Origin of the sequence: Kitasatospora sp. NPDC059747, from assembly GCF_042732955.1 — a bacterium.
Lineage (GTDB): Bacteria > Actinomycetota > Actinomycetes > Streptomycetales > Streptomycetaceae > Kitasatospora.
Map to the genome: position 1 here is coordinate 1 of NZ_JBHWGV010000130.1, position 19,757 is coordinate 19,757.

A 19,757-nucleotide genomic window follows, 5' to 3' on the forward strand; every position below is an offset into this window, starting at 1 on the left:
GTGGTTGCCTCGCGCGCGGGGGGGGGGGGCGCGGGGCGGGCGCGGGCCCCCCCCCCCGGGGGCGCCCCCGCCCGGGGGGCGCCGGGCGGGGGGCCGGGGACACCAGGTGCACCTCACGACCGAGCCTCACGAGAATCTCCCCCTGTACGGCGGGCGACCCGCCCGCGGTCTCACGCTCTGCCCGGCCCGTAGGCGGAGTCGGCGGCGGCGGTCAGGCCGGCCGCGGCCGTCCGCGCGTCGATCCCCTCCTTGATCCCGGCGACGATCGCCTGGGCCTCCGCGGCCGTCGGCGCCGCCGCGATGACCGCGACGATCGGGTCCGGCCAGGGCAGCGCCCGCACGCTCGTCGGGTACGCCCGCACCCCGTCCGCCCAGAGCTTCTCGAACACCGGCCGGATGTGGTCCTCGTACGTCGTGCCCTCGGCGACCTGCAGCATGAAGTGCGCGGAGAGCGTCAGCTCCTTCTCCGCGCCCCACAGCCGCAGCAGGCCGCCCGCGTGCAGCGAGCCGCTGCGCCGGGCGTTGATCTCGGTGATGTACAGCCGGTCGTCGTCCCCGGCCACGCAGTCGATGCACATCCAGCCGCGGTAGCCCAGCTCGTGCGCGGCCGCGCCGACCTCGTGCGCGGCCCGGGTGAGCCGCTCGCCCCACTCCGGCGGCAGCGCGCCGACGCCGACGTCGACGCTGCGGAAGGAGTAGCCGTGCTCGACGGTCAGCGCGCACCACACGACGTCCTCGACGCCGTCCTCGCCGATCAGGATGTCCGCGGCCGGGCAGCCGACGCCCTCGGCGTGCTCCTGGAAGCGCTGGATCAGGATCGGGAAGGCGAAGAACGAGTCCCGGCCCGCGTTGTCCAGGAACTCCTCGACGGCGCCCGGCTCGTCGCGGACGACGCCCGAGCCGTCGCCGGCCACGCCGAAGAGCGTCCGGGCGATCACCTTGCCGTACCGGGCCGTCATCGCCTTGAGGCCGCCGCGCAGCTCGACCCAGTTGCCCGCGACCATGCCCGGGGCGACGTTGATGCCCGGCAGCTCGCGGGCCAGGTCCAGCGGGCTGATCTTGGAGTCCAGGTAGAGGCTCGCCCAGTAGGAGTCCTCGCCGACGTGGTCCAGCTCCACCGCCTTGCCCCAGCCGCGCACCAGCGCCGCCAGCAGGTACGTCTCGTCGGTCGGGCCGACGATCTGGAGCTTCACCGCGTCGTACGGCTCCAGCAGCCCGCGCAGCCGCGCCTGCGCGTCGCCGTCCTTGAGGAAGTCCTCCACCAGCAGCCCGGTGCGCCGGGCCGGCGACACCACCGGCGCCGGGTCCAGGCCCAGCGTCCGGTGGATGTCGTCGAACCACTGCCGGTTCCAGCCGAGCGGGAGCACCAGGACCCGGGGGTTGGGGCTCCAGAAGACCGAGTGCTCGCACTCGTACGTGCCGCTGAAGCGCACCACCCGCTCGCGCTCCTCACCGGTGAGGTTCAGGGCGGGGTTGCGCAGGTGGTACTCGGCACTGTTGGGGACGATGAGCTCGACGACTTTCGACATCTACTGGGTCCTCTCCGGTGATCTGAGAAGTCGGCTGCTGGACTGCGGCGTTGGGGTGCGGCGTTGAGGCGCTACGCCGCCGGGGACAGCTCCTGGGCGATCTCCCAGACGTTCCCGGCCGGGTCGGCGAAGGTCGCCGTCCGCCGGCCCCACGGCTGGTCCACCGGCCCGTTGAGGAGGTCCACGCCGTGCTCGGCCAGCTCGGCGCAGACGGCCTCGGCGTCGGCGACGTTGATCGTGAGCAGCGCGCGGGCGCCGGTCTCCGGGCCGCCGACCGGGGCCGGCGCGACCAGGCCGTGCGCCTCGCCGACCTCCAGCAGGTTGATCATCAGGTTGCGCATCTTCAGGGCGGCGGACTCGCCGTCCTCGTAGACCACCTCCAGGCCGAAGACGTCGAGGTAGAACTTCTTCGTGGCGGCGAGGTCCTCCACGAAGAGGGTGATGACCTCGATCTCGTTCAGGGCCTTGATCATGTGGTGCTCCTCGGGTCTCTTGTGCGTGGTACGGGTGCCCGACCGGGCGGGCCACCCCCTCGACGAACGGGGGCGGCCCGGATGGACACCCCCGCCGGCTACAGATCGCGCGCGGCTGCGTCGACGGCGAGGATGCGGAACTCCGAGGTGTACCGCGCCCCCTCCGCGTCCCGGAGCCACAGCCCGTCCGCGTCCGGCAGCATCTCGGTGAGCGTGACGGAGCCGTTCTCCTCCTCCACCGAGCGGCGCACCGCCTTGGCCAGGATGTTGACCAGCACCAGGCTGGTGAAGTCGACGAACGCGGGCTTGTCCTCCACCGGGACCTTGTAGAACGCCCGCTCGGGCAGGCCCTGTTCGAGCCGCCAGCGGCGGGCGGCCCGGAAGCGCTCGGGCTCGGACTTCACCGCGGCCCAGGCGAGCTCGCCCGCCGGGAAGCTCCACGACTCCCGGGCCACCACCATGCGGTCGACGGTGATGCGCGGGTTGTGGCGCGCCTTGGCGACCGGCTTGAACGCGTTGATCGCCGCCGCCGCGAGCGGCTCGCCCACCACGTGCGCCAGCGGCGCCGCGAACGACCCGGCGCGCGAGCGGACGATGAGCCGCTCGCCCTCCCGGCGCACGAAGAGCGCGGCGGCCGGCATGATCGGGCCCGGCGGGGTCACGGCCTCGGGGTGCATCGTCCAGTACGTGTACTCGGGCGACAGCAGCGCCGACGGCGGCGACACCCGCGAACTCACGCCCGGCACGTCCCGGTTCATGATCCCGTAGATCCGGCTCCCGCGCATGTCCGCCTCGGCCGCCGCCAGCATCGACGGCGGATCGTCGTGCTGCTCGACGAAGACCCGGCTCTCCATCGTGTTGAACGACAGGTGCAGTTCGCCGAGCACGAGCAGGAACTCCCCGCGCCCCACCGCCTCCTCGTCCGCCGCGGCCAGCATGAAGTCCGGCGAGTGGTGCACCGCCGTCGGCCACGGCAGCGGGCGCGCGGGGAACAGCTCGGCCACCCGCCCGGCGATGTCCTCGCTGCGCAGTTCGACGCGCTTCGCGTCCGGGGGCAGCCGCAGCACGTCCGCCCAGCGGCGCTGGAACTCGTCGACCGCGCGGCGGGCCGGCTTCGACAGGCCGCGGATGTTGAAGTACAGCTGCGGCGTCGCGAGGCTCAGGATCGCCGCCAGCGGCACCTCCGGGTCGCCGTGCTGCGCGACCCTGCGCTCGTAGATGTCGGTCAGGTAGCGGTCGAACTCCTGGCCCACCTCCGCGACCAGCCACCGCCCGCTGTCCAGCAGCAGCGCGAGCGGCCCGGCCAGGGCGTCGCGCAGGACCGGGCCGAGGTCGACCCGGACGTCGCGGACGGTGTCCTCGTAGACGAGCGTCCGCCCGGCGTACGTCTGGCCCGCGCGGCGCTCGCCGGCGACGCCCGTGATCTCCTCGAAGCACGCGCCGAGGGCGGCCATCGCGGCCTCCAGCGCGGCGTCGTCGCCCGCGGCGGCCGAGACCGCGTCCCGGGCGGCGGTGAACCGGGCCGCGACGCCCAGTGCGTACGCCCTGGCCTCCGGGTCGGCGATCCGCTCCAGGCGGGCGACGAGCGAGCGCTCGGGGTGGGCCTCGATCGCGCCGACGACGTCGTGCCGGAGCAACTGGCGGGCGACGAGGTCCTCGACGGTGGCCAGGAGGGCGGCCGGATCGCCCAGTTCGGGGAACTCGGACCACGCCAGCTCGTCCGCGAGCTCGGGGAGCGAGCGGACCCCGTCGACGAGTGCGAGCAACTCCGCCTCGGCCTCCGTGAGGTGCACGGGCGGACGGCCGGGCGCGAGGAGCGTGGCGCCCGCGAGGTGGTGCGCGGCGAAGCGGCGCGGCGCCAGCCACGGGCGGACGCGCGGGTCGTCCGAGAGGGCCCGGGCGACGGCGTCCACCGCCCAGATCTCGAAGTAGACCGTGCGCCGGGACAGGAAGTCCGGGCCGACGCGCGACGCGAGCGGCGCGCCGCCGTCCGTCCACCGGGCCCAGCCGACCGGGCCGACGAAGCCGATGGTGTCGTTCTTCAGTGCGTACCGCTGGAGGTAACCCGCCACCGCCAGCTCGTGGTTGCGCCCCCGGACGTTGCGCGGCTCGCCGGCCGCGAGCTTGTCCAGGCACAGCTTCAGCAGCTTCGGGTTCTGCCAGGCGACGGCCTCCCGGAAGCGCGGCGTCGTCGACGCCCCGCGCACGGCGGCGGACAGGCGCTCGGAGGCCCGCGCGTACTCGGCGCGGTAGGCGTCCGCGTCGTCGGCGTCCGCCGCGGCCGCGAGCGCCGGGTCCGTGAGCGGCCGCACGGTGTCGGCGGGGAAGCCGGTGCTGCGCAGGACGACGTCGCGCCACACGGACCAGCCGGTGGCTCTCAGCGGGACGAGGTGATGCCCGTCGGACCCGGTCATGCTGCCTTCTTCCGTTCGATCTGGGCCGCGAGGGCGTCCAGGGTGGGGTAGTCGAAGAGGGCGGCGATGCCGAGGTCCACGCCGAACTCGTCGTGGATGTGGGAGACCAGCTCGACCGCGGTGAGGGAGTTGCCGCCGATGTCGAAGAAGTCCGCGCCGTCGGCGATCTCGGGCCAGCCCAGCAGGCCCGTCCACAGCGCGCGCAGGCGGGCGGTGGTGGCGTCCCGTTCGGTCGGGAGGGCCACGGGGGGAGCGGGGGCCGGCTCGGCTTTCCGGCCTTCCTGGCCTTCCTGGCTTGCCTGGTCGGGAACGTGACGGATCGTCACATGAGTCGGCGTGTGTGCCTGCAACAGTTCCAGGAGGAGCGTCGCGTCGGTGGGCCGGGGCGTGGAGACGACGAGCGTGCGGGCCGCGGGCGGGGCGCTGGTGGCCGCGAGGGCGGTGAGGACGGCGTCGGCGGCGTCGGGGCGGCTCCGCGTGACGGTCGCGAACAGGTCGAGCGCCGGGCGGCCGGCGAAGGCTCGGGCGAGGGTCGCGAGGCCGAACGCCCGGGGCCCGAAGGCGTCCGCCTCGGGGGCCGGGCCGGCCAGGTGGAGGACGCCGTGGACGGGGCCGTGGCGGCCGGTGACGTCGTCGAGGAGGGCGGTGAGCGCCGCGTGGTCGGTGACGTCGCACGCGGCCGACTCGACGGTCGCGCCCAGGGACGCCAACTCGGCGAGGAGCTCGGGCCGTTCGGCAGCCTTCAGGCCGACGAGGACGAGCGTCGGGTGCAGTCCGGTCGCGGCCAGCCCGCGGGCCACCCGGACGCCGAGACGGCCGGTGCCGCCGGTGATCAGGTAGGTGCCGGCGGGCCGGAGGGCGGGGCCCTCGGCCGGGGTGACGGCGAGCGGGTGCTCGGTGGGGACCCAGCGGCGGGTGCCGCGGAGTGCTACCACGTCGTCGCCGCCCGCGCGGAGTTCGGCGGCGAGCTCGCGGTCGGGGACGGACCCGCCGAGGTCGATCAGGCGGACCCCGGCCTCCCCGGCGAGCGCGGTGAGCGCGGCGTGGCCCGGGCGCAGCCGGTCGTGGCCGCTGACGTCCACGGCGTGTTCGGTGAGGACGACGAGTTCGGGTGCCCCGCTCTCGGCGGCCTGGCGCAGCAGTTCGGTGGCGGCGGTGTGGCCGGCCGCCAACTGCTCGGCCAGGTCGCGGCCTTCGGGGCGGCCGAGGCTCCCGGCATGGACCAGGAGACCGGGCGTCACGCCGCGCTCGCGCAGGGTGCGGAAGGCGCGGGCGAGGTCCTGGGGTTCGCCCTCGCGGACGACGAAGCCGACCTCGCGGTCCTCGTAATCGGCACCCGGCGTGAGCGGGACGACCCGTAGCCCGGCCTCGCGCAGCGCGGCGGTGATCCGGCGGGCCGCCGTTTCGTCAGTGGGGAGGGCGACGACGGCGGTGCGGGCGACCGGCTCGGGCCGGTGCGCGGGGCGGGGCTGCTCGTGCCAACTGGGCAGCGTGAAGGGGGAGTCGGCCGGAGTCTGCTGGGCTTCCTCCTCGGCCGCCACGTCGACCCAGTACCGCTGCCGTTCGTACGGGTAGCCGGGTACGGGCACGCGGCCCGCGTCCGACAGGTCCTCGACTGCCGTCCAGTCGATCGCGTGCCCCTCCGTCCACACGGCGGCGACCGCGGTGAGCGCCGACTGCACGTCGGCGAGCGGCTCGGTCCTGCGCTGGGCCAGGGTCGGCAGCACCCGGTGGCGTGCGGCGTCCACGGCGGGGTGCTGGCGCAGGGCCGAGGTGAGCGTGCGGCCGGGGCCGCACTCGATCAGCAGCTGCCGCCCGTCGGTGCCGACGAGCGCCGCCACCGCGTCCGCGAACCGCACCGGCCGCACCAACTGCCCGGCCCAGAAGGCCGGATCGGTGGCCTCGGCGTCGCTCACGAGCCCGCCGGTCGCCGAGGAGTAGAGGTCGAGGGCGGGCGCGGAGAACCGCAGCCCCCGCAGGGACTCCTCGAAGGCCTCCGCCGCCGGGGCCGCGAGGGGCACGTGGGAGGCGCGGCTGAACGGGACCGGGCGGACGTTCATCCCGGCCTCCCGCAGCTCGGCGCCCGCCCGCGCCACGGCGTCCACCGGACCGGCGACCACCACCATGCGCGGGCCGTTGACGACTGCCACGTGCACGTCGTCCGGCAGCAGCGGAGCGACGTCGGCCTCCGCCGCCGCGACGGCGAGCATGGCGCCGGGCGGTGTGGCGGCGAGCGCCCGCGAGCGGGCGACGACGGCCCGCACGGCGTCCTCGGGGGTCAGCACCCCGGCGGCCGCGGCCGCCGCGAGTTCGCCGAGGCTGTGGCCCAGGACGGCGCCCGGCCGCACGCCCCACACGTGCCAGGCCTGCGCCAGCGCGTGCTCGACGGCGAACAGCAGCGGCTGGGCGATGTCAGGGTCGGCGATCCGCCTGGCGTCGGCGTCCCGCCACAGGCCGCGCAGCGGCACGCCCTCGGCCTCGAAGAGGTCGAGGCAGGCGTCGAAGGCGCGGGCGTAGGCGGGGGAGCGGTCGTGGAGGTCGAGGGCCATGCCCGGGTGCTGGCTGCCCATGCCGGGGAAGAGCAGCGCGATGCGGCTGCCCGAGGGGCCGGTGGCGGGGCCGCTCGCCGCTGCCAGCAGGTCGGCCGCCTTGCGGGCGCCCGTGGCGACCACCGCGCCGCGGTACGGGTGCGTCGTGCGGCCCTGCTGGAGGGTCGCGACGCTCGCGGCGAAGTCCGGTGCGGCGGACGTGAAATGACCGGCGAGCCGGGTCCGGTAGCGCTCCGCCGCCTCGGGCGTGCGCGCCGACCAGACGACGATCCGCGGGCGTTCCGTCGTGGCCGCGGGTGCCGGACGCGCCGGCGCCTCCTCCAGCACGACGTGCGCGTTGGTGCCGCCCACGCCGTACGTGTTGACGGCCGCCACCCGGGGCCGCTCGGCCCGGCGCTCCCACGGCACCGCGGCGGTCGGCAGCTCGAACGGCGAGTCGTCGATGCCGAGTTCGGGGTTCGCGGTGCGGAAGCCGAGGGTACGCGGGACGCTCCCGTGCTCCAGCGTCAGCACGACCTTGATCAGCGAGGCGATCCCCGATGCGTGGCCGAGGTGCCCGATGTTGCCCTTGACGGAGGTGAGGACCGTGGCGCCGCTGCCCGTGGCGCCGAGGTACCGGTAGGCCGAGGTGAGCGCGGCCACTTCGATCGGGTCGCCGAGGACGGTGCCCGAGGCGTGCGCCTCCACCAGGCCGACGTCGCCGGGCTCGACTTCCGCCGTCAGCATCGCCTCGGCGATCGCGGCCGACTGGCCGGAGACGCTCGGCGCGGCGAACCCGGCCTTGGCGGAGCCGTCGTTGTTGACGGCCGAGCCGCGGATCACGGCCCGGATGTGGTCCCGGTCGGCGATCGCGTCGGAGAGCCGCTTGAGCGCGACCACCCCGGCGCCCGAGCCGAAGACCGTGCCGGTCGCGTGGGCGTCGAAGGGCCGGCAGTGCCCGTCGCGGCTGATCTTGCCGCCGGGCTCCCACCAGTAGCCGTGCTCCAGCGGTAGTTCGACCTCCGCCCCGCCGACGAGGGCGAGCTCGCACTCGCCCGCGCGCAGCGACGCGGCGGCCAGGTGCAGGGCCACCAGCGGGCTCGCACAGGCCGTCGCGATGCCGAGGCTCGGGCCGTTGAGGCCGAGCTTGTAGGAGACCAGCGGGGCGAGGGAGTCCGTCGAGTTCCAGGTGCTCAGCGACAGGCCGACGCCGTCGCCCCCGCTGCCGCCGTTGCCGGCGCGGCCCTCGCTGCGGCGCACCAGGTCGAGGTAGCGGCCGCGCCCGGCGGAGCCGAACACGCCGACGTCGGCGAGCCGTTCGGGGTCGTAGCCGGCGTCTTCCAGGGCCGCGTGGGCGCACTCCAGGAAGAGCCGGATCTGCGGGTCGCAGATGCGGGCCTCGCGCGGGGTGAGCCCGAAGAACCCGGCGTCGAAGCCGTCGATCTCGGGCACCGTCGCGACGGCCTTGACGTACTGCGGGTCGGCGAGCGCGCGGGCCGGCACGCCGGCCGCCGCGAGTTCCTCGTCGGAGGCGGGGCGGATGGAGCCGACGCCGTCGCGGAGGTTGGCCCAGAACGCGCCGAGGTCGACGGCCCCGGGGAAGCGGCCGGCCATGCCGACGACGGCGACGGGTTCGTACCTGCTCTGGTCGTTCATGCGTTCCCCTGGAGGTCGTGTCGGATGCGTCGGCGCAACTGCCGCCGCTGCTCGGCCGGTGGGGCCGACCGGGGCGCGGGGGGACCGTCCCGGAGCGGCGCGGCCGGAGCGCGGCCGGAGAGGAAGCGGGCCAGCGCGAGGAGGTTCGGGTGCTCGAACATCGCCGTCACCGGGAAGGCGGTGGCCAGCCGTTCGCCCAGCAGGGCGTGGAGGCGCACGACGGCCATCGAGTTGAGCCCGGCGTCGAAGAAGTTGTCGGCGGGCGGGAGGTCGATCCCGATGACCTCCCGGACGAGGGCGGCCAGTTCGGCGGCGGCCCGGCCGTCCCGGGCGGGGCCGTCGGCGACCGGCGCCCCGGCGGACTTGGCGGCGCGTTCGCGCGGTCCGTCGGTGAACAGGATCTCGGCGGGCACGGCGTAGCGCGGCAGGCGGCGGCGCAGGTGCGAGCGGAGGTCGGCCGGGTCCGGGGCGGCGGTGCCGGGCGCGGTGCGGACGGTGAGCGACAGCACGGGCCCGGCGGCGGTCGTGGTCAGGCCGGCGACGGCGTGCCGGACGGCGGGGTGGTCGAGGGCCGCGCGCTCGACCTGTTCGGGGTCCAGGCGGTAGCCGTCGACGGACAGTTGGCGGTCGAGCCGGCCGTGCAGGACGACCGCGCCGGAGGGGTGGCGGCGGCCGCGGTCGCCCGTGCGGTAGGTGCCGGCGGCGGTGTCGAAGCGCTCGCCCCGGCCGGTGCCGTCCAGGTAGCCCGCGGCCAGGTGCGGGGAGCGGACGACGACCTCTCCCGCGTGGCCGACCGGGGCGGGCGTGCCGTCGGGGCGCAGCACGAGGAGCTCGGCGGCTCCCGCGCCGGTGCCGACCGGCAGTTCGGCCGTGTCCGGCAGACCGGCGAGCGGGTCCTGTCCGGCGTCGAGCCGCCAGGCGGAGGCGAGTTGGGGCGTCTCGGTGGCGCCGTACGCGTTCACGACGGCCGCGCCGGTGACGGCCCGCAGCGCGCGGACCATGCCCGCGGTGAGCGGCGCGCCGCCGCTGACGACCAGGCGCAGGTGCGGCAGGCGGGCGGTGTCGTGGGGGCGTCCGGAGAGGAGCAGTTCGAGGAGGGCCGGGGTGGCGTGCAGGACGGTGACGCGCTCGTCGTCGAGCAGCGCGAAGAGCCGGTCGGGGGCGGTGAACACGGACTCGGGCGGGACGACGACGGTGCCGCCCGCCAGCAGCGGGACGAGGAGGTCGCGCAGCAGCGGGTCGTGGCCGACGGCGCCCAGCAGGGCGATCCGGTCCGCCGGGCCGAGGCCGAAGGAGCACCGGTACCAGTCGAGCGTGCCGGCGAGCGCGGCCGGGGACACGGCGACGGCGGCCGGGCGGCCGGAGGTGCCGGAGGTGAAGAGGACGTGGCTGGTGCCGGGCAGGTGGCGCGGTTCCCGGGCGCCGGGCTGAACGGTGCCGTCGGTGGCCAGGACGGCCTTGGGGCGCAGGAGGTCCTGGCGTTCGGCGAGTGCTGCGGCGGGCAGGTGCGCGTCTGTGACGGCGACGGCCGCGCCCGCCTGCCGGGCGCCGAGGAAGGCGGCGGCGAGGTCGGGTGTGCGCTCGGCGCGCAGCTCAAGGACGTCCCCGGGGAGCACGCCGGCGGCGGTGACGGTGGCGGCCACCTCGTCGCAGCATCGCAGCAACTCGGCGTACGTCAGGTCCAGTTGGGTGGAATGGATCGCGATGGCGTCGGGGTGGCGCAGGGCGACGTCCCGGATCCGCGTGAGGACGTCGGGTGCGTCCGGCTGGGGCGCGTGCACCTTCGGTGCGGAACGGCCCTCGAACGGCGCCCGGTCCGCCGCGAACGCCGCCGCGACCCCGACCACCTGCCGCAGCAGCTCGTCGACCACTGCGTCCTCGAACAGCCCCTCCCGCCCGACGAGTTCGAGCCGCAGCCCGTCGTCCGGGTCGTACCGGAGGTAGAAGTTGAGGTCGAACAGCGCGTACGGCGGCGCCGCGTCCACCCACCGCGCGGGCGCGTCGGCGAAGGCGGGTGCGGGTCCGGTCCGGCTGAGGTCGTTGACCCACACCTGGAACAGCGGGTTGTCCCGGGGCGAGGGCGGCAGCCCGAGCCGGTGAACGATGGCCTGGAACGTGGGCGCGAGGTGGTCGAGCGCCTCCAGCGACCGCTCGCGCACGTGGGCGAGGAGGTCGTCGCGCCCGGCCCGGTCCTCGACGTCGAGCCACAGCGGCACCGTGCTGAGCACGGGCCCGACGAGGTCCTGCTCCCCGGGGCCCAGCCGCCGGCTGACCGGCACGCCCACGGCGACGGACCGCTCGCCCGCCCACGCGGCGAGGACGGTCGCGACGCACGCCACGACGTACGTGGCCCGGGTGTGCCCGCTGCGGGTGAGCAGGGCGTCGACGGAGGCGGTGAGCTCCGGGCCGAGCGCCGCCACCGTGCGGCGGCCGTCGAGCGTCGGTCCGGCCGGGCCGGTGAGGCGGAACGGCAGCGGCGTGCGCGCGGGGGCGTCGGGCAGGAGCGCCGCCCAGTACGCGAGGTCCTCGTGCCAGCGGTCCGAGCCGACGGCGGCGGCCCGCCGGTGGGCGAAGGCGGCGAAGCGGGGTGCGGGCGGCCACTGCGGCGCGAGGCCGCGGGCGCGGGCGGTGTAGGCGGTGGCGAGGTCCCGGGCGACGAGTTCGAGGGCGTGCTGGTCGGCCACCAGGTGGTGCAGGGAGAGGACGAGCAGCGCCTCGCCCGTGCCGCGCAGCAGGCCGACGGTGAGCAGCGGCGGCCGGTCCAGCGGGATTGCCGTCCGCGCGATCCCGGCGACGAACGCGCACACCGCCGGATCGTCGAGCGGGCCGGCGGTCTCCCGGACGGCGAACCGCGGCTCGGTGTGCGGTGCGTACGTCCAGCGCGGGACGCCGTCGATGACGTCGACGGCCGCGCGCAGGAGGTCGTGGCGCCCGAGCACGTCCCGGGCGGCGGCGCGGAGGGCGTCGTCGTCGACGCTGGCGGGGATCCGCAGGGCGCCGACGACGTTGTTGCCGGAGTCGTCGGCGAGGGCGCGGTTGAGGAGCCAGAGCGGTTCCTGCACCGGGGTGAGCGGGCTGTGGTCGGCCGGGCCCTCGGCGGCCTGCGGGCGCTCGGTGCGGGGCAGGGTGGTCACGGCGTCGCGGAGGCCGGCCAGCGTGAGGCCGTCCCGCAGGAGCAGTGGCAACGGCAGGTCGACCCCGCGCAGGTCGGCGAGCCGGGCGATCAGCGCGAGGGCGGTGAGGGAGTGCCCGCCGAGGCTCAGGAAACCGAGGTCCTCGCGTCGCTGGTCGGCCGGGACGGCGAGCGACTCCCACCAGGCGGAGGCGAGTTCGTCCGATGCCTCGGCCGTCACCGCCGACGCCCACCACTGCTCGGTCTCCTCGGTGATGCGCCGGCGGTCGGCCTTGCCGGAGGAGGTGAGGGGCAGGCGGTCGACCCACCGCAGGGCGTGCGGCACGAAGGCCCGGGGCAGCCGCTCGGCGACGTGCGCGAGGATCGCGTGGTCGGCGTCCGTGTGGCCCTCGGCCCGCACGGCGACGGCGACGAGTTCGGCGGCGAGGCCGTCCGGGGGCCGGAGGGCGACGACGGTGGTGGCGGCGACCGCCGGGTGCGTGGTGAGCGCGGCCTCGACCTCGGCCGGCTCAATCCGGACGCCGCGGATCTTGAGCTGCGCGTCGATCCGGCCGAGGTAGCGCACCAGGCCGTCGTCCATGGACGCCAAGTCGCCCGTGCGGTACCAGCGTCGGCCGTCGACGACGGGGAACGCCGCCTCCGTGAGGTCGGGCCGGCCCACGTAGCCGAGCGCCACCTGGACGCCGCCGATCCACAGCTCGCCCGGCTCGCCGTCGCGGACGGGGGAGCCGTCCGTCCCGGCGATCCGCAGGTCGACGTTGTCGATCGGCGCCCCGATGAACACGTCCCCGTCCGGAGCGAGCCCGCGCGGCACCGGCCAGTGCGTGACGTCGATCGCGGCCTCGGTCGGCCCGTACAGGTTGTGCAGTTCGGCGCCCGACCACTGCGAGAACCGTGCGGCGAGCGCCGGCGGGAGCGCCTCGCCGCTGCAGAACACCAGCCTCAGCGACGGGAGTTCGGCGGCCGCAAGGCGCAGCTGGGCCGCCAGCATCGTCGGCACGAAGTGGCAGACGGTGATGCCCCCGTCGGCCAGGGCGCGCGCGAGGAGCTGCGGGTCGTAGTGGGCGTCGGCGGGCGGGAAGACGCAGCGGGCGCCCGTGACGACGGGCAGGAAGAACTCCCACCCGGCGACGTCGAAGGTGCTCGGCGTCTTCTGGAGCACGCGGTCGCGCCCGTCGAGGCCGAACCGCCCGGCCATCCAGAGGATCCGGTTGGCGAGGGCGGCGGCGCCGACCAGGACGGCCTTGGGGGTGCCCGTCGACCCCGAGGTGAACAGCGCGTAGACCGGGTCCTCGGGCCCGACCTCGCGCAGCGGTGCGTACCCGGCGGGCGCCGTGCGCGGCACGGTGACGGCCGGCATACCGCCCGGGGCGAGGCCCTCGTGCCCGGCCGCCACCACCGTGCACAGCGGCCGGACGACGCCGACCATGGCCGCGACCCGCCCGGCGGGCTCGTCGGCCGCGATCGGCACGTAGTGGCAGCCGGCCTTGAGCACCCCGAGCAGCGCGACCAGCAGGTCGGCCTGCCGGGGCATCCGCACGGCCACCGGGCCCCGGCGCCCGCCGGTGGCGCCCAGCACGGCGGCCGCGCACGCGTCGCTGAGCAGGTCCAGCTCGGCGTAGGTGAGGGTCCGCCCGGGATCGGTGCAGGCGACGGCGTCCGGGGTGCGTGTCCGCTGGTCGCGGACCAGCCCCGGGACCCCGTACGGCGCCCGGTGGGGCACCCGTGGTCCGCGGAGCACCGAGGCCCCGTCCGTCATGCCGCCACCTGCTCGTGCGCGTCCCGCATGGTTCCCCCCACTGCGCCGTGACTCGAAGGACCTGTTTCCGGTGGATCGTCAGATCGGCTGGAGCGCGACCGGCTCCGGGTCGGCGAGGAAGTCCGGCCGCAGACCGGTGACCTCGGGACGGTTGGCGACGCTGTTGTAGACGAACATCAGCATCGAGCGGCGGAACGGCGAGATGTTCGCCGCCGAGCAGTGCAGGATGTTCGGGTGGAACACCAGCACCGACCCGGCGGGCCCCTTGGGGCTCACCAGCCCGTTGGCGCGGGCGAGTTCCTCGATGACGGAGTGGCGCACCCGGAACTTCTCGTCGGCGGTGAGCGTGGCCACCCAGGCCGGCGCGTCCTCGTAGCCGAGCGGCATGCCGTCCGCGTCGCTGCTGGCGAGCAGCCCGGCGGTGTGCGAGCCGGGCACGAAGGTGAGCGGCCCGTTGAACTCCGTCACCTCGTCCAGGAAGACGGCGACGTTGACCAGGTCGGGCCGGCGGATGCCGTCGCCGGTGAGCCAGTAGACGTAGTCCTGGTGCCACTCCCACTGGTCGCCGGCGAACGGCGCCTTGATGTTCACCTTCGACTGGTGCACGTACACGTCGTCGTCGAGCAGGCCGCGGACGGCGCCGAGCAGCGCCGGCCGGCGGGTGAGCGCGGCGATCGCGGGGTTCGTGCGGTGCAGGCCGTAGACCGAGCGGACGGTCCGCCCGTCGCGTTCCAGGACCCGCCCGGGGTCGTCCGCGGCGAGGATCGACGGGAGCTCGTCGAGCGCCACGTCGAGGAGGTCCCCGGCCAGCGAGCCGGGCGGCAGGAGCACGTAGCCGTCCCGGTGGTACCGCGCGACGAGTTCGGGGGCGAGCGGTGCGGCGGCCGTGCCGGCCGTGTCGTGCGTCATTGCTCAGGCCTTTCTCGTTCGGTTCGGATGCGTGCCGCGGCCGGGCCGCCGGGCCGGGCCGGATCGGTCCGGACGATGCGGCGTGCTATCGGACCGGGCCGGACGGCGCGGCGCGCTACCAGACCGGGCGGACGTCGATGGTGCCGAAGCGGGCCACCGGGTGCTTGCCGGCCACCTCGATCGCCTCGTCCAGGTCGGCGCACTCGATGACGTCGTAGCCGGCGATCCGGCCCTCGGCGTCGGCGAACGGGCCGTCGTCGACGACGACCTCGCCGCCGCGCACGCGCACCGAGGTGGCGTCCCCGGCCGGGCGCAGCCGGTTGCCGTCCAGCCGCACGCCGCGCCCGTCCATCTCGGTCACCCAGTCGGCGGTGCCGACCGCCATGCCCGCGTCGTCCTCGGGGGTGACCTCGGCGTCCTGGTCGGCGCAGATCAGCAGCAGGTACTTCATGGTCCGTCTCCTCGCTCGGGGTCGTCCGCCGCCGCCGGTGTCCGGGATCCACTGCGGGGATCCCCCCGGCGGCTCCTTCCGGCGGCTCCTTCTGGGAATCCGACGAACGGGCCGGCGGCGGATGGACAACCCGCGAGGGTCAGTCCAGGACGGCGTAGGCGCGGATCGGGAAGCTGCCCATGCCGACCACCGGCGGCGGGGCGGCGTGGAGGCGGAAGCCGCTCGCGGGGAGCCGGTCCAGGCCGCCGAGGTGCTCGACGATCGGGATCCCGGCGCCGAGCAGGCCGGTGTGGGCGGGGCGGTCGAGGTCCGCCATGTCGTCGATGTTGACCGAGTCGATGCCGACCAGGGCGGCGCCCTCGGCGATCAGCCAGTGCACGGCGTCGACGGTGAGGAAGGGGTGTTCGGGGTCGCCGTACTTCTCCGTCCCCCAGTGCCGGTCCCAGCCGGTGCGCACCAGCACGGCCCGCCCGGCGACCTCGTGCTGCTCCAGCAGCTCGGGCCCGACGGCCCGGCCGGCGCCGGTCGCGTCGACCAGGACGCCCGGGACGTCGGCGAGCAGTGCGAGGTCCAGGCCGGAGAGGTCGGCGCCGTCCGGGTAGCGGTGGAACGGGGTGTCGAGGTAGGTGCCGGTGTTGGCGACCATCTCGATCCGCCCGATCTGGAACTCGGTGCCCGGGGTGTAGCGGGGCCGGGAGTCGGCGCGGGACATGTGGTCGGAGATGACCGGCCCGGGCAGGCCGGGGTAGGTGGTCATGCCGGCTTCGATCGGGTGGGAGAGGTCGACGACGGTGCGTCGGCTCGGTCGGTTCATCGGTTCGACTCCTGGATCCGGTCTTCGATCTGTTCTGAGCGGGGCGCCGGCAGCAGCCCGTCGTACTCGGGCTTGAGCTTCCAGTCGGGGTCGGGCGGGCGGTGGCCGGGGCGCGGGCAGTGCGTGGAGTGCTCGCCGGTCACCGGGTCGTGCAGGTAGCGCGGGCAGTTCTCGAACACCGCGGTCACGCCGACCCGCAGCACGGCCTCGGCGCCGTGGTGCGGGTGCAGCGCGTCACGGTCGGTCAGCACCTCGCAGGTGCCGTTGACCCGCAGCTTGGCGCGCAGGGCCGGGAAGAGGAAGAGCAGGCCCACGCGCCGCACGGCGGCGGCGTTGCCGAGCGTGCGGTACATGCCGTTGCCGTCGTAGCTGGGGATCTCCAGCGTCCGCAGGTCCGGCACGCGGACGAAGCCCGGCAGGCCGCCCTTGTAGGAGCACTCGGGGAAGCCGTCGGGGTCGATCGTCGCGACGTACACGGCGTCGGCCCCGCGGATCCACCCGGCGTGCCCCTCCTCCAGTTCGTCCAGCACGTACCTGTGTGCCAGGTGGTCGGCCAACTGCTCGCTCCCGAAGCGGCGTTGGAGGTCGCGGCTGCCGTCGTGGTAGAACTCCTCGGGCTTCACGGGGCGACCCTCACCGCAGCGCCCGCATCTGCTGCCAGACCCGGGTGTAGTACGCGTTGGCCACGCGCTCGCGGGTGAGCGCGCCCATGCCGATCTCGCGCAGCACCTCGGGGGAGTGGTGGGCCAGCGGGGCGAGCACGTTCTCCAGCCACTCGGCGCCGTGGTCGGCGTCCACGTGGACGTGGATGCGCTGGTAGAGGATGACGTCGTCCGGCACGCCGAGGCGCGCGCAGCCGTCGACCATCGCCTGGAAGCGCACCGGTGCGGTGTACTCCATGAGCCCCATCGCGGCCAGCAGGCGGGGCGTCAGGTGCCGGTGGACGCCGTACATGAGCACCAGGTTGGCGTTCTCGAACACCTCCATGCCGCCGAGGCCGGAGACGTCGACGCCGCCGAGTTCGAGCCGGGCGCGCATGTACGTGGCCGAGTGCTCGAACAGCCGGGTGTGCATCTGCTCCAGCTTGCCCTCGCCCATCTCGTCCCAGTAGTTCTCGGCCATGGTGAGCTTGCTGGTGCCGGTCGCGCCGAGCTGGGCGAGGGCGACGAGGTCGTCGAAGCGGCTGTCGACCAGCTCCTCGGCGAGGAAGAACAGTGCGATCTCCTCGATCGTGGCCTCGTCGGCGAGGTAGCGGCAGAAGGCGGGCTGGACGTGCCGCGAGCGCAGGTCGGCGAACCAGTCGGCGAGGCCCTCGGCGGTGCGCGGCAGCAGCGCCTCGTCCACCCGCCCGTCCTCCCAGCGCAGCCAGGCGTCCTCGGTGGCGGCGATGACGGGGTCGGCGTTGAGGCGCGGCACCGACAGGAACGTTTCGGCGCCGCCGAGGTAGCCGGTGTAGTGACGGTGCAGCCGCTCCATCAGGGCGAGGCGGACGGCGGTGTCCGGCTCGGTGCCGGCCGCCGGAAAAGCGGCGGCGATTTCCGCGCCGGCGTGCTCCTCCGCGCCGGACTGGCTTTCCGCACCGGACCGGCCTTTCGTGCCGGTCCCGGCGCGCGGCGGCGCGATGCTCTCAGAAATGGCCCCGGACATGCATTCCTCCTGGGTTTTCCCTCCCCGGGAATTATCCCGGGGCAGGTCGGCCTGACCGCATCTTCCAGAATGCGGTTGCGGTTCGTTCACGCAGGGTTGTGTCCGCACGGATCGGGCGGAACGGGCGTGCGGCTTTTCGACGGCGGACGGGCCGTCACATCACGGTGGTGCGGTAGAGCAGCCGGTGGTGGTAGCGGCTGTCGCACGGGGTGCGGGTGTGCATGGTCGCGTCGTTGTCCCAGATGACCAGGTCGCCGACGTTCCAGCGGTGGCGGTACAGGTAGCGGTCCTTGGTGGCGTGCGCGTGCAGGTCGTCCAGCAGCTCGGCGCCCTCCTTCTCGCCGAGCCCCACGACGCCGCTGATGATCATGCTCCCGAGCAGGAGCGAGCTGCGGCCGGTCACCGGGTGGCGGCGCACGATCGGCTGCGCCACGTCCGGGGTGCGCTCGCGCTCCTCGGCGGAGAGCGGCTTCTTGTGCGGGTTGGTGAGGAGCTCCTGGTCGACGAGGTGCGCCATGGAGTGGACGGCCTGCAGACCGCCGATCCGCTCCCGGACCTCCGCGGGCAGCTCGTCGTAGGCCGTCGTGCTGTCCGCGAAGATCGTGTCGCCGCCCTCCTCCGGGGCGATCGCCGAGTACAGCAGCGAGGCACGGCTCATGACCTCGCGCCAGGAGTAGTCGGTGTGCCACTCCTCCTGGTCGTCCCCGTCGTAGAGGCCGATCGGCTCGCCGGCCTCGAAGATGTTGCTGATCTTCAGCACCTCGGGGTGATCCGGCACGACGTACCGGGCGACGGGGTAGACGTCCAGCGGGCCGAACAGCCGGCTGAAGCGGACGTGGTCGGCATGGCTCAGGTCCTGGTCCGGCAGGACGAGGACGCGGTGGCGGACGAGGTCGTCGAGGATCCGGTCGGCGGTCTCCCGGCCGACCTCCTCGCGCAGGTCGATGCCGGTGATGCGGGCGCCGAAGACGGGGCCCAGCGGTTCGAGCGTGTAGGACGTCATGGGAAACACCTCTCGTGTGAGGTACCTCGGTCTGCGGCCGTCGGTCAGAGGGTGCGCCAGTCGCGCTCCGGATCGGCGAGGACGGCGAGCACGATCCGCCGGTACGCGGCCACCCAGCCCGCCACCGTCTCCTCGTCGAACTCCTCGGGGTTGTACTGGACCATCCCGCTGATCTCCCCCGACGGCGCGACGCCCATGTTCCAGGCGGCGCCGCCCGGGATCTGCTCGCTCGCGCTCTCGCCCTTGGCGACCGGCACGGTCCCCTCGGAGAACAGGAACGGGTCCGCGCCCCCGGCCGGGGCGGCCAGCGTCTCGGAGAAGCCGAAGATGAAGTCGCAGTTGCGCGGGTCGGCCATCGGCGCCATCAGCGACGGCACGGCCTGCTCGACCCAGTGGATCGGCACCTCGTGCCGGTACGCCTCCAGGCAGGTGGTGCGCACGGCCAGGAGGAGCTCGCGGATCGTGCCCGCGTCCGCGAGGTCGGTGCGCAGCGCCAGGAAGTTGAGGAACGGGCCCACGGTGTCCTGGTACTCGGGCCGGCCCCGCCCGTGCACGATCGTGTTGACGACCGGGTCGTCCGCCCCGGAGATCCGGCTCGCCAGCACGGCGAACGCCCCCAGCATCACCATGAAGCGCGAGCAGCGGGCGGCCTTGGCGAGCGCCGCCACCGCGTCCGTCGTCGCCGCGTCGAAGCGGAAGGGGTGCGCGACGTACAGCTCGGTGTGCTCGGGCGGGATCGGGCGGTCGGTCGGCAGGGTGAAGAACGGCGCGCCGTCCAGCCGCTTGCGCCAGTACGCGAGGTTCTCGGCCGCCGCGTCGCCGGACTGGTTCTCCGCCTGCCACCGCGTGTACTCGCCGTACTGGCGCAGCGCCGGCAGGCCCGGCTCGCGGCCCGCCGTCCGGGCGGCGTAGCACGCGGCGAGGTCGCGGTGGATCAGCTGGAGCGCCCAGCCGTCGCACGCCGTGTGGTGGCTGACCAGGCCGAGCACCGCGTCCCGCTCGTCGAAGCGGGTGAGGAACGCCCGCAGCAGCGGCAGCCGTTCGACGGGCAGCGCCGTCGACTCGGCCTCGGCGAGCAACTGCTGCGCCGCCGCGTCGCGCCGCGCCCAGGCCGCCGGCAGGTCCCGCACGTGCAGCGGCACCCGGGTGGCCGGGCGCACCTGCTGGTACGGCGGCTCGGCGTCGCGCACGATCACCGTGCGGAGCACCTCGTGCCGCGCCACCACGTCGTCCAGCGCGCCCTGGAGCGCGGCCACGTCGACGGGCCCGGTGATGCGCAGGGCCTTGGACACCGTGAACCGGGGCCCGAACGAGCCGGAGCCCGCGTTGGCGCACCAGTGCTCCTGCTGGCTGGAGAGGGGGTGGCGGGGGGGGGGGGGCCCCGCGGGGGCCGCGGGGGGGGGGCGGCGGGGGGCGGCGGGGGGGGGGGCGGCGGCGCGGC

At 75.1% G+C, this 19,757-nt stretch carries 12 protein-coding genes; all 12 read right to left on the bottom strand.

Annotation, left to right across the window (positions count from 1 at the left end; all coding sequences use genetic code 11):
- Positions 1 to 170: 170 nt before the first annotated feature.
- Positions 171 to 1,529, bottom strand: coding sequence for a hypothetical protein (locus ACFV4G_RS36675; RefSeq protein WP_380446629.1), 1,359 nt, complete (start codon positions 1,527 to 1,529; stop codon positions 171 to 173).
- Positions 1,530 to 1,600: 71 nt separating this feature from the next.
- The gene (locus ACFV4G_RS36680; RefSeq protein WP_380446632.1) at positions 1,601 to 2,002 is read right to left on the bottom strand and encodes a VOC family protein; all 402 of its coding nucleotides are present in this window, start codon (positions 2,000 to 2,002) and stop codon (positions 1,601 to 1,603) included.
- A gap of 98 nt (positions 2,003 to 2,100) precedes the next feature.
- Positions 2,101 to 4,416, bottom strand: a complete 2,316-nt coding sequence (locus tag ACFV4G_RS36685; RefSeq protein ID WP_380446635.1) for a lantibiotic dehydratase — start codon at positions 4,414 to 4,416, stop codon at positions 2,101 to 2,103.
- Positions 4,413 to 8,600 (bottom strand): type I polyketide synthase, encoded by a 4,188-nt coding sequence (locus tag ACFV4G_RS36690; RefSeq protein WP_380446638.1) that lies wholly within the window; start codon positions 8,598 to 8,600, stop codon positions 4,413 to 4,415. Before ACFV4G_RS36690 ends, ACFV4G_RS36685 begins: the two co-directional genes overlap by 4 nt.
- The gene (locus ACFV4G_RS36695; RefSeq protein ID WP_380446640.1) at positions 8,597 to 13,492 is read right to left on the bottom strand and encodes an amino acid adenylation domain-containing protein; all 4,896 of its coding nucleotides are present in this window, start codon (positions 13,490 to 13,492) and stop codon (positions 8,597 to 8,599) included. The genes ACFV4G_RS36690 and ACFV4G_RS36695 overlap by 4 nt, the downstream gene beginning before the upstream one ends.
- Before the next feature lie 78 nt (positions 13,493 to 13,570).
- The gene (locus tag ACFV4G_RS36700) at positions 13,571 to 14,401 is read right to left on the bottom strand and encodes a phytanoyl-CoA dioxygenase family protein (RefSeq protein ID WP_380446643.1); all 831 of its coding nucleotides are present in this window, start codon (positions 14,399 to 14,401) and stop codon (positions 13,571 to 13,573) included.
- A gap of 115 nt (positions 14,402 to 14,516) precedes the next feature.
- A complete protein-coding gene (locus ACFV4G_RS36705; RefSeq protein WP_329927846.1) occupies positions 14,517 to 14,852 on the bottom strand; it encodes a YciI family protein in 336 nt (111 codons plus the stop codon).
- Between the two features lie 139 nt (positions 14,853 to 14,991).
- Positions 14,992 to 15,666 carry a cyclase family protein gene (locus ACFV4G_RS36710; RefSeq protein ID WP_380446646.1) on the bottom strand — a complete coding sequence of 225 codons (675 nt, stop codon included), beginning with the start codon at positions 15,664 to 15,666 and terminating at the stop codon, positions 14,992 to 14,994.
- The gene (locus ACFV4G_RS36715) at positions 15,663 to 16,289 is read right to left on the bottom strand and encodes a pyridoxamine 5'-phosphate oxidase family protein (protein ID WP_380446649.1); all 627 of its coding nucleotides are present in this window, start codon (positions 16,287 to 16,289) and stop codon (positions 15,663 to 15,665) included. Before ACFV4G_RS36715 ends, ACFV4G_RS36710 begins: the two co-directional genes overlap by 4 nt.
- A 10-nt stretch (positions 16,290 to 16,299) precedes the next feature.
- Positions 16,300 to 17,313, bottom strand: a complete 1,014-nt coding sequence (locus tag ACFV4G_RS36720) for an iron-containing redox enzyme family protein (protein WP_380446654.1) — start codon at positions 17,311 to 17,313, stop codon at positions 16,300 to 16,302.
- A gap of 154 nt (positions 17,314 to 17,467) precedes the next feature.
- Positions 17,468 to 18,316, bottom strand: a complete 849-nt coding sequence (locus ACFV4G_RS36725; protein WP_380446656.1) for a TauD/TfdA dioxygenase family protein — start codon at positions 18,314 to 18,316, stop codon at positions 17,468 to 17,470.
- A 44-nt stretch (positions 18,317 to 18,360) separates the two neighbouring features.
- On the bottom strand, positions 18,361 to 19,757 hold a 1,397-nt coding region (locus ACFV4G_RS36730; protein ID WP_380446658.1), incomplete at its 5' end, for a condensation domain-containing protein.

Excerpts from the sequence above, each read along its gene's own strand:
- ACFV4G_RS36725 (WP_380446656.1), bottom strand. The coding sequence starts at position 18,316 with ATGACGTCCTACACGCTCGAACCGCTGGGCCCCGTCTTCGGCGCCCGC.
- ACFV4G_RS36720 (WP_380446654.1), bottom strand. The coding sequence starts at position 17,313 with ATGTCCGGGGCCATTTCTGAGAGCATCGCGCCGCCGCGCGCCGGGACC.
- ACFV4G_RS36680 (WP_380446632.1), bottom strand. The coding sequence starts at position 2,002 with ATGATCAAGGCCCTGAACGAGATCGAGGTCATCACCCTCTTCGTGGAG.
- ACFV4G_RS36695 (WP_380446640.1), bottom strand. The coding sequence starts at position 13,492 with ATGACGGACGGGGCCTCGGTGCTCCGCGGACCACGGGTGCCCCACCGG.
- ACFV4G_RS36700 (WP_380446643.1), bottom strand. The coding sequence starts at position 14,401 with ATGACGCACGACACGGCCGGCACGGCCGCCGCACCGCTCGCCCCCGAA.
- ACFV4G_RS36705 (WP_329927846.1), bottom strand. The coding sequence starts at position 14,852 with ATGAAGTACCTGCTGCTGATCTGCGCCGACCAGGACGCCGAGGTCACC.
- ACFV4G_RS36690 (WP_380446638.1), bottom strand. The coding sequence starts at position 8,600 with ATGAACGACCAGAGCAGGTACGAACCCGTCGCCGTCGTCGGCATGGCC.
- ACFV4G_RS36675 (WP_380446629.1), bottom strand. The coding sequence starts at position 1,529 with ATGTCGAAAGTCGTCGAGCTCATCGTCCCCAACAGTGCCGAGTACCAC.
- ACFV4G_RS36685 (WP_380446635.1), bottom strand. The coding sequence starts at position 4,416 with ATGACCGGGTCCGACGGGCATCACCTCGTCCCGCTGAGAGCCACCGGC.
- ACFV4G_RS36710 (WP_380446646.1), bottom strand. The coding sequence starts at position 15,666 with ATGAACCGACCGAGCCGACGCACCGTCGTCGACCTCTCCCACCCGATC.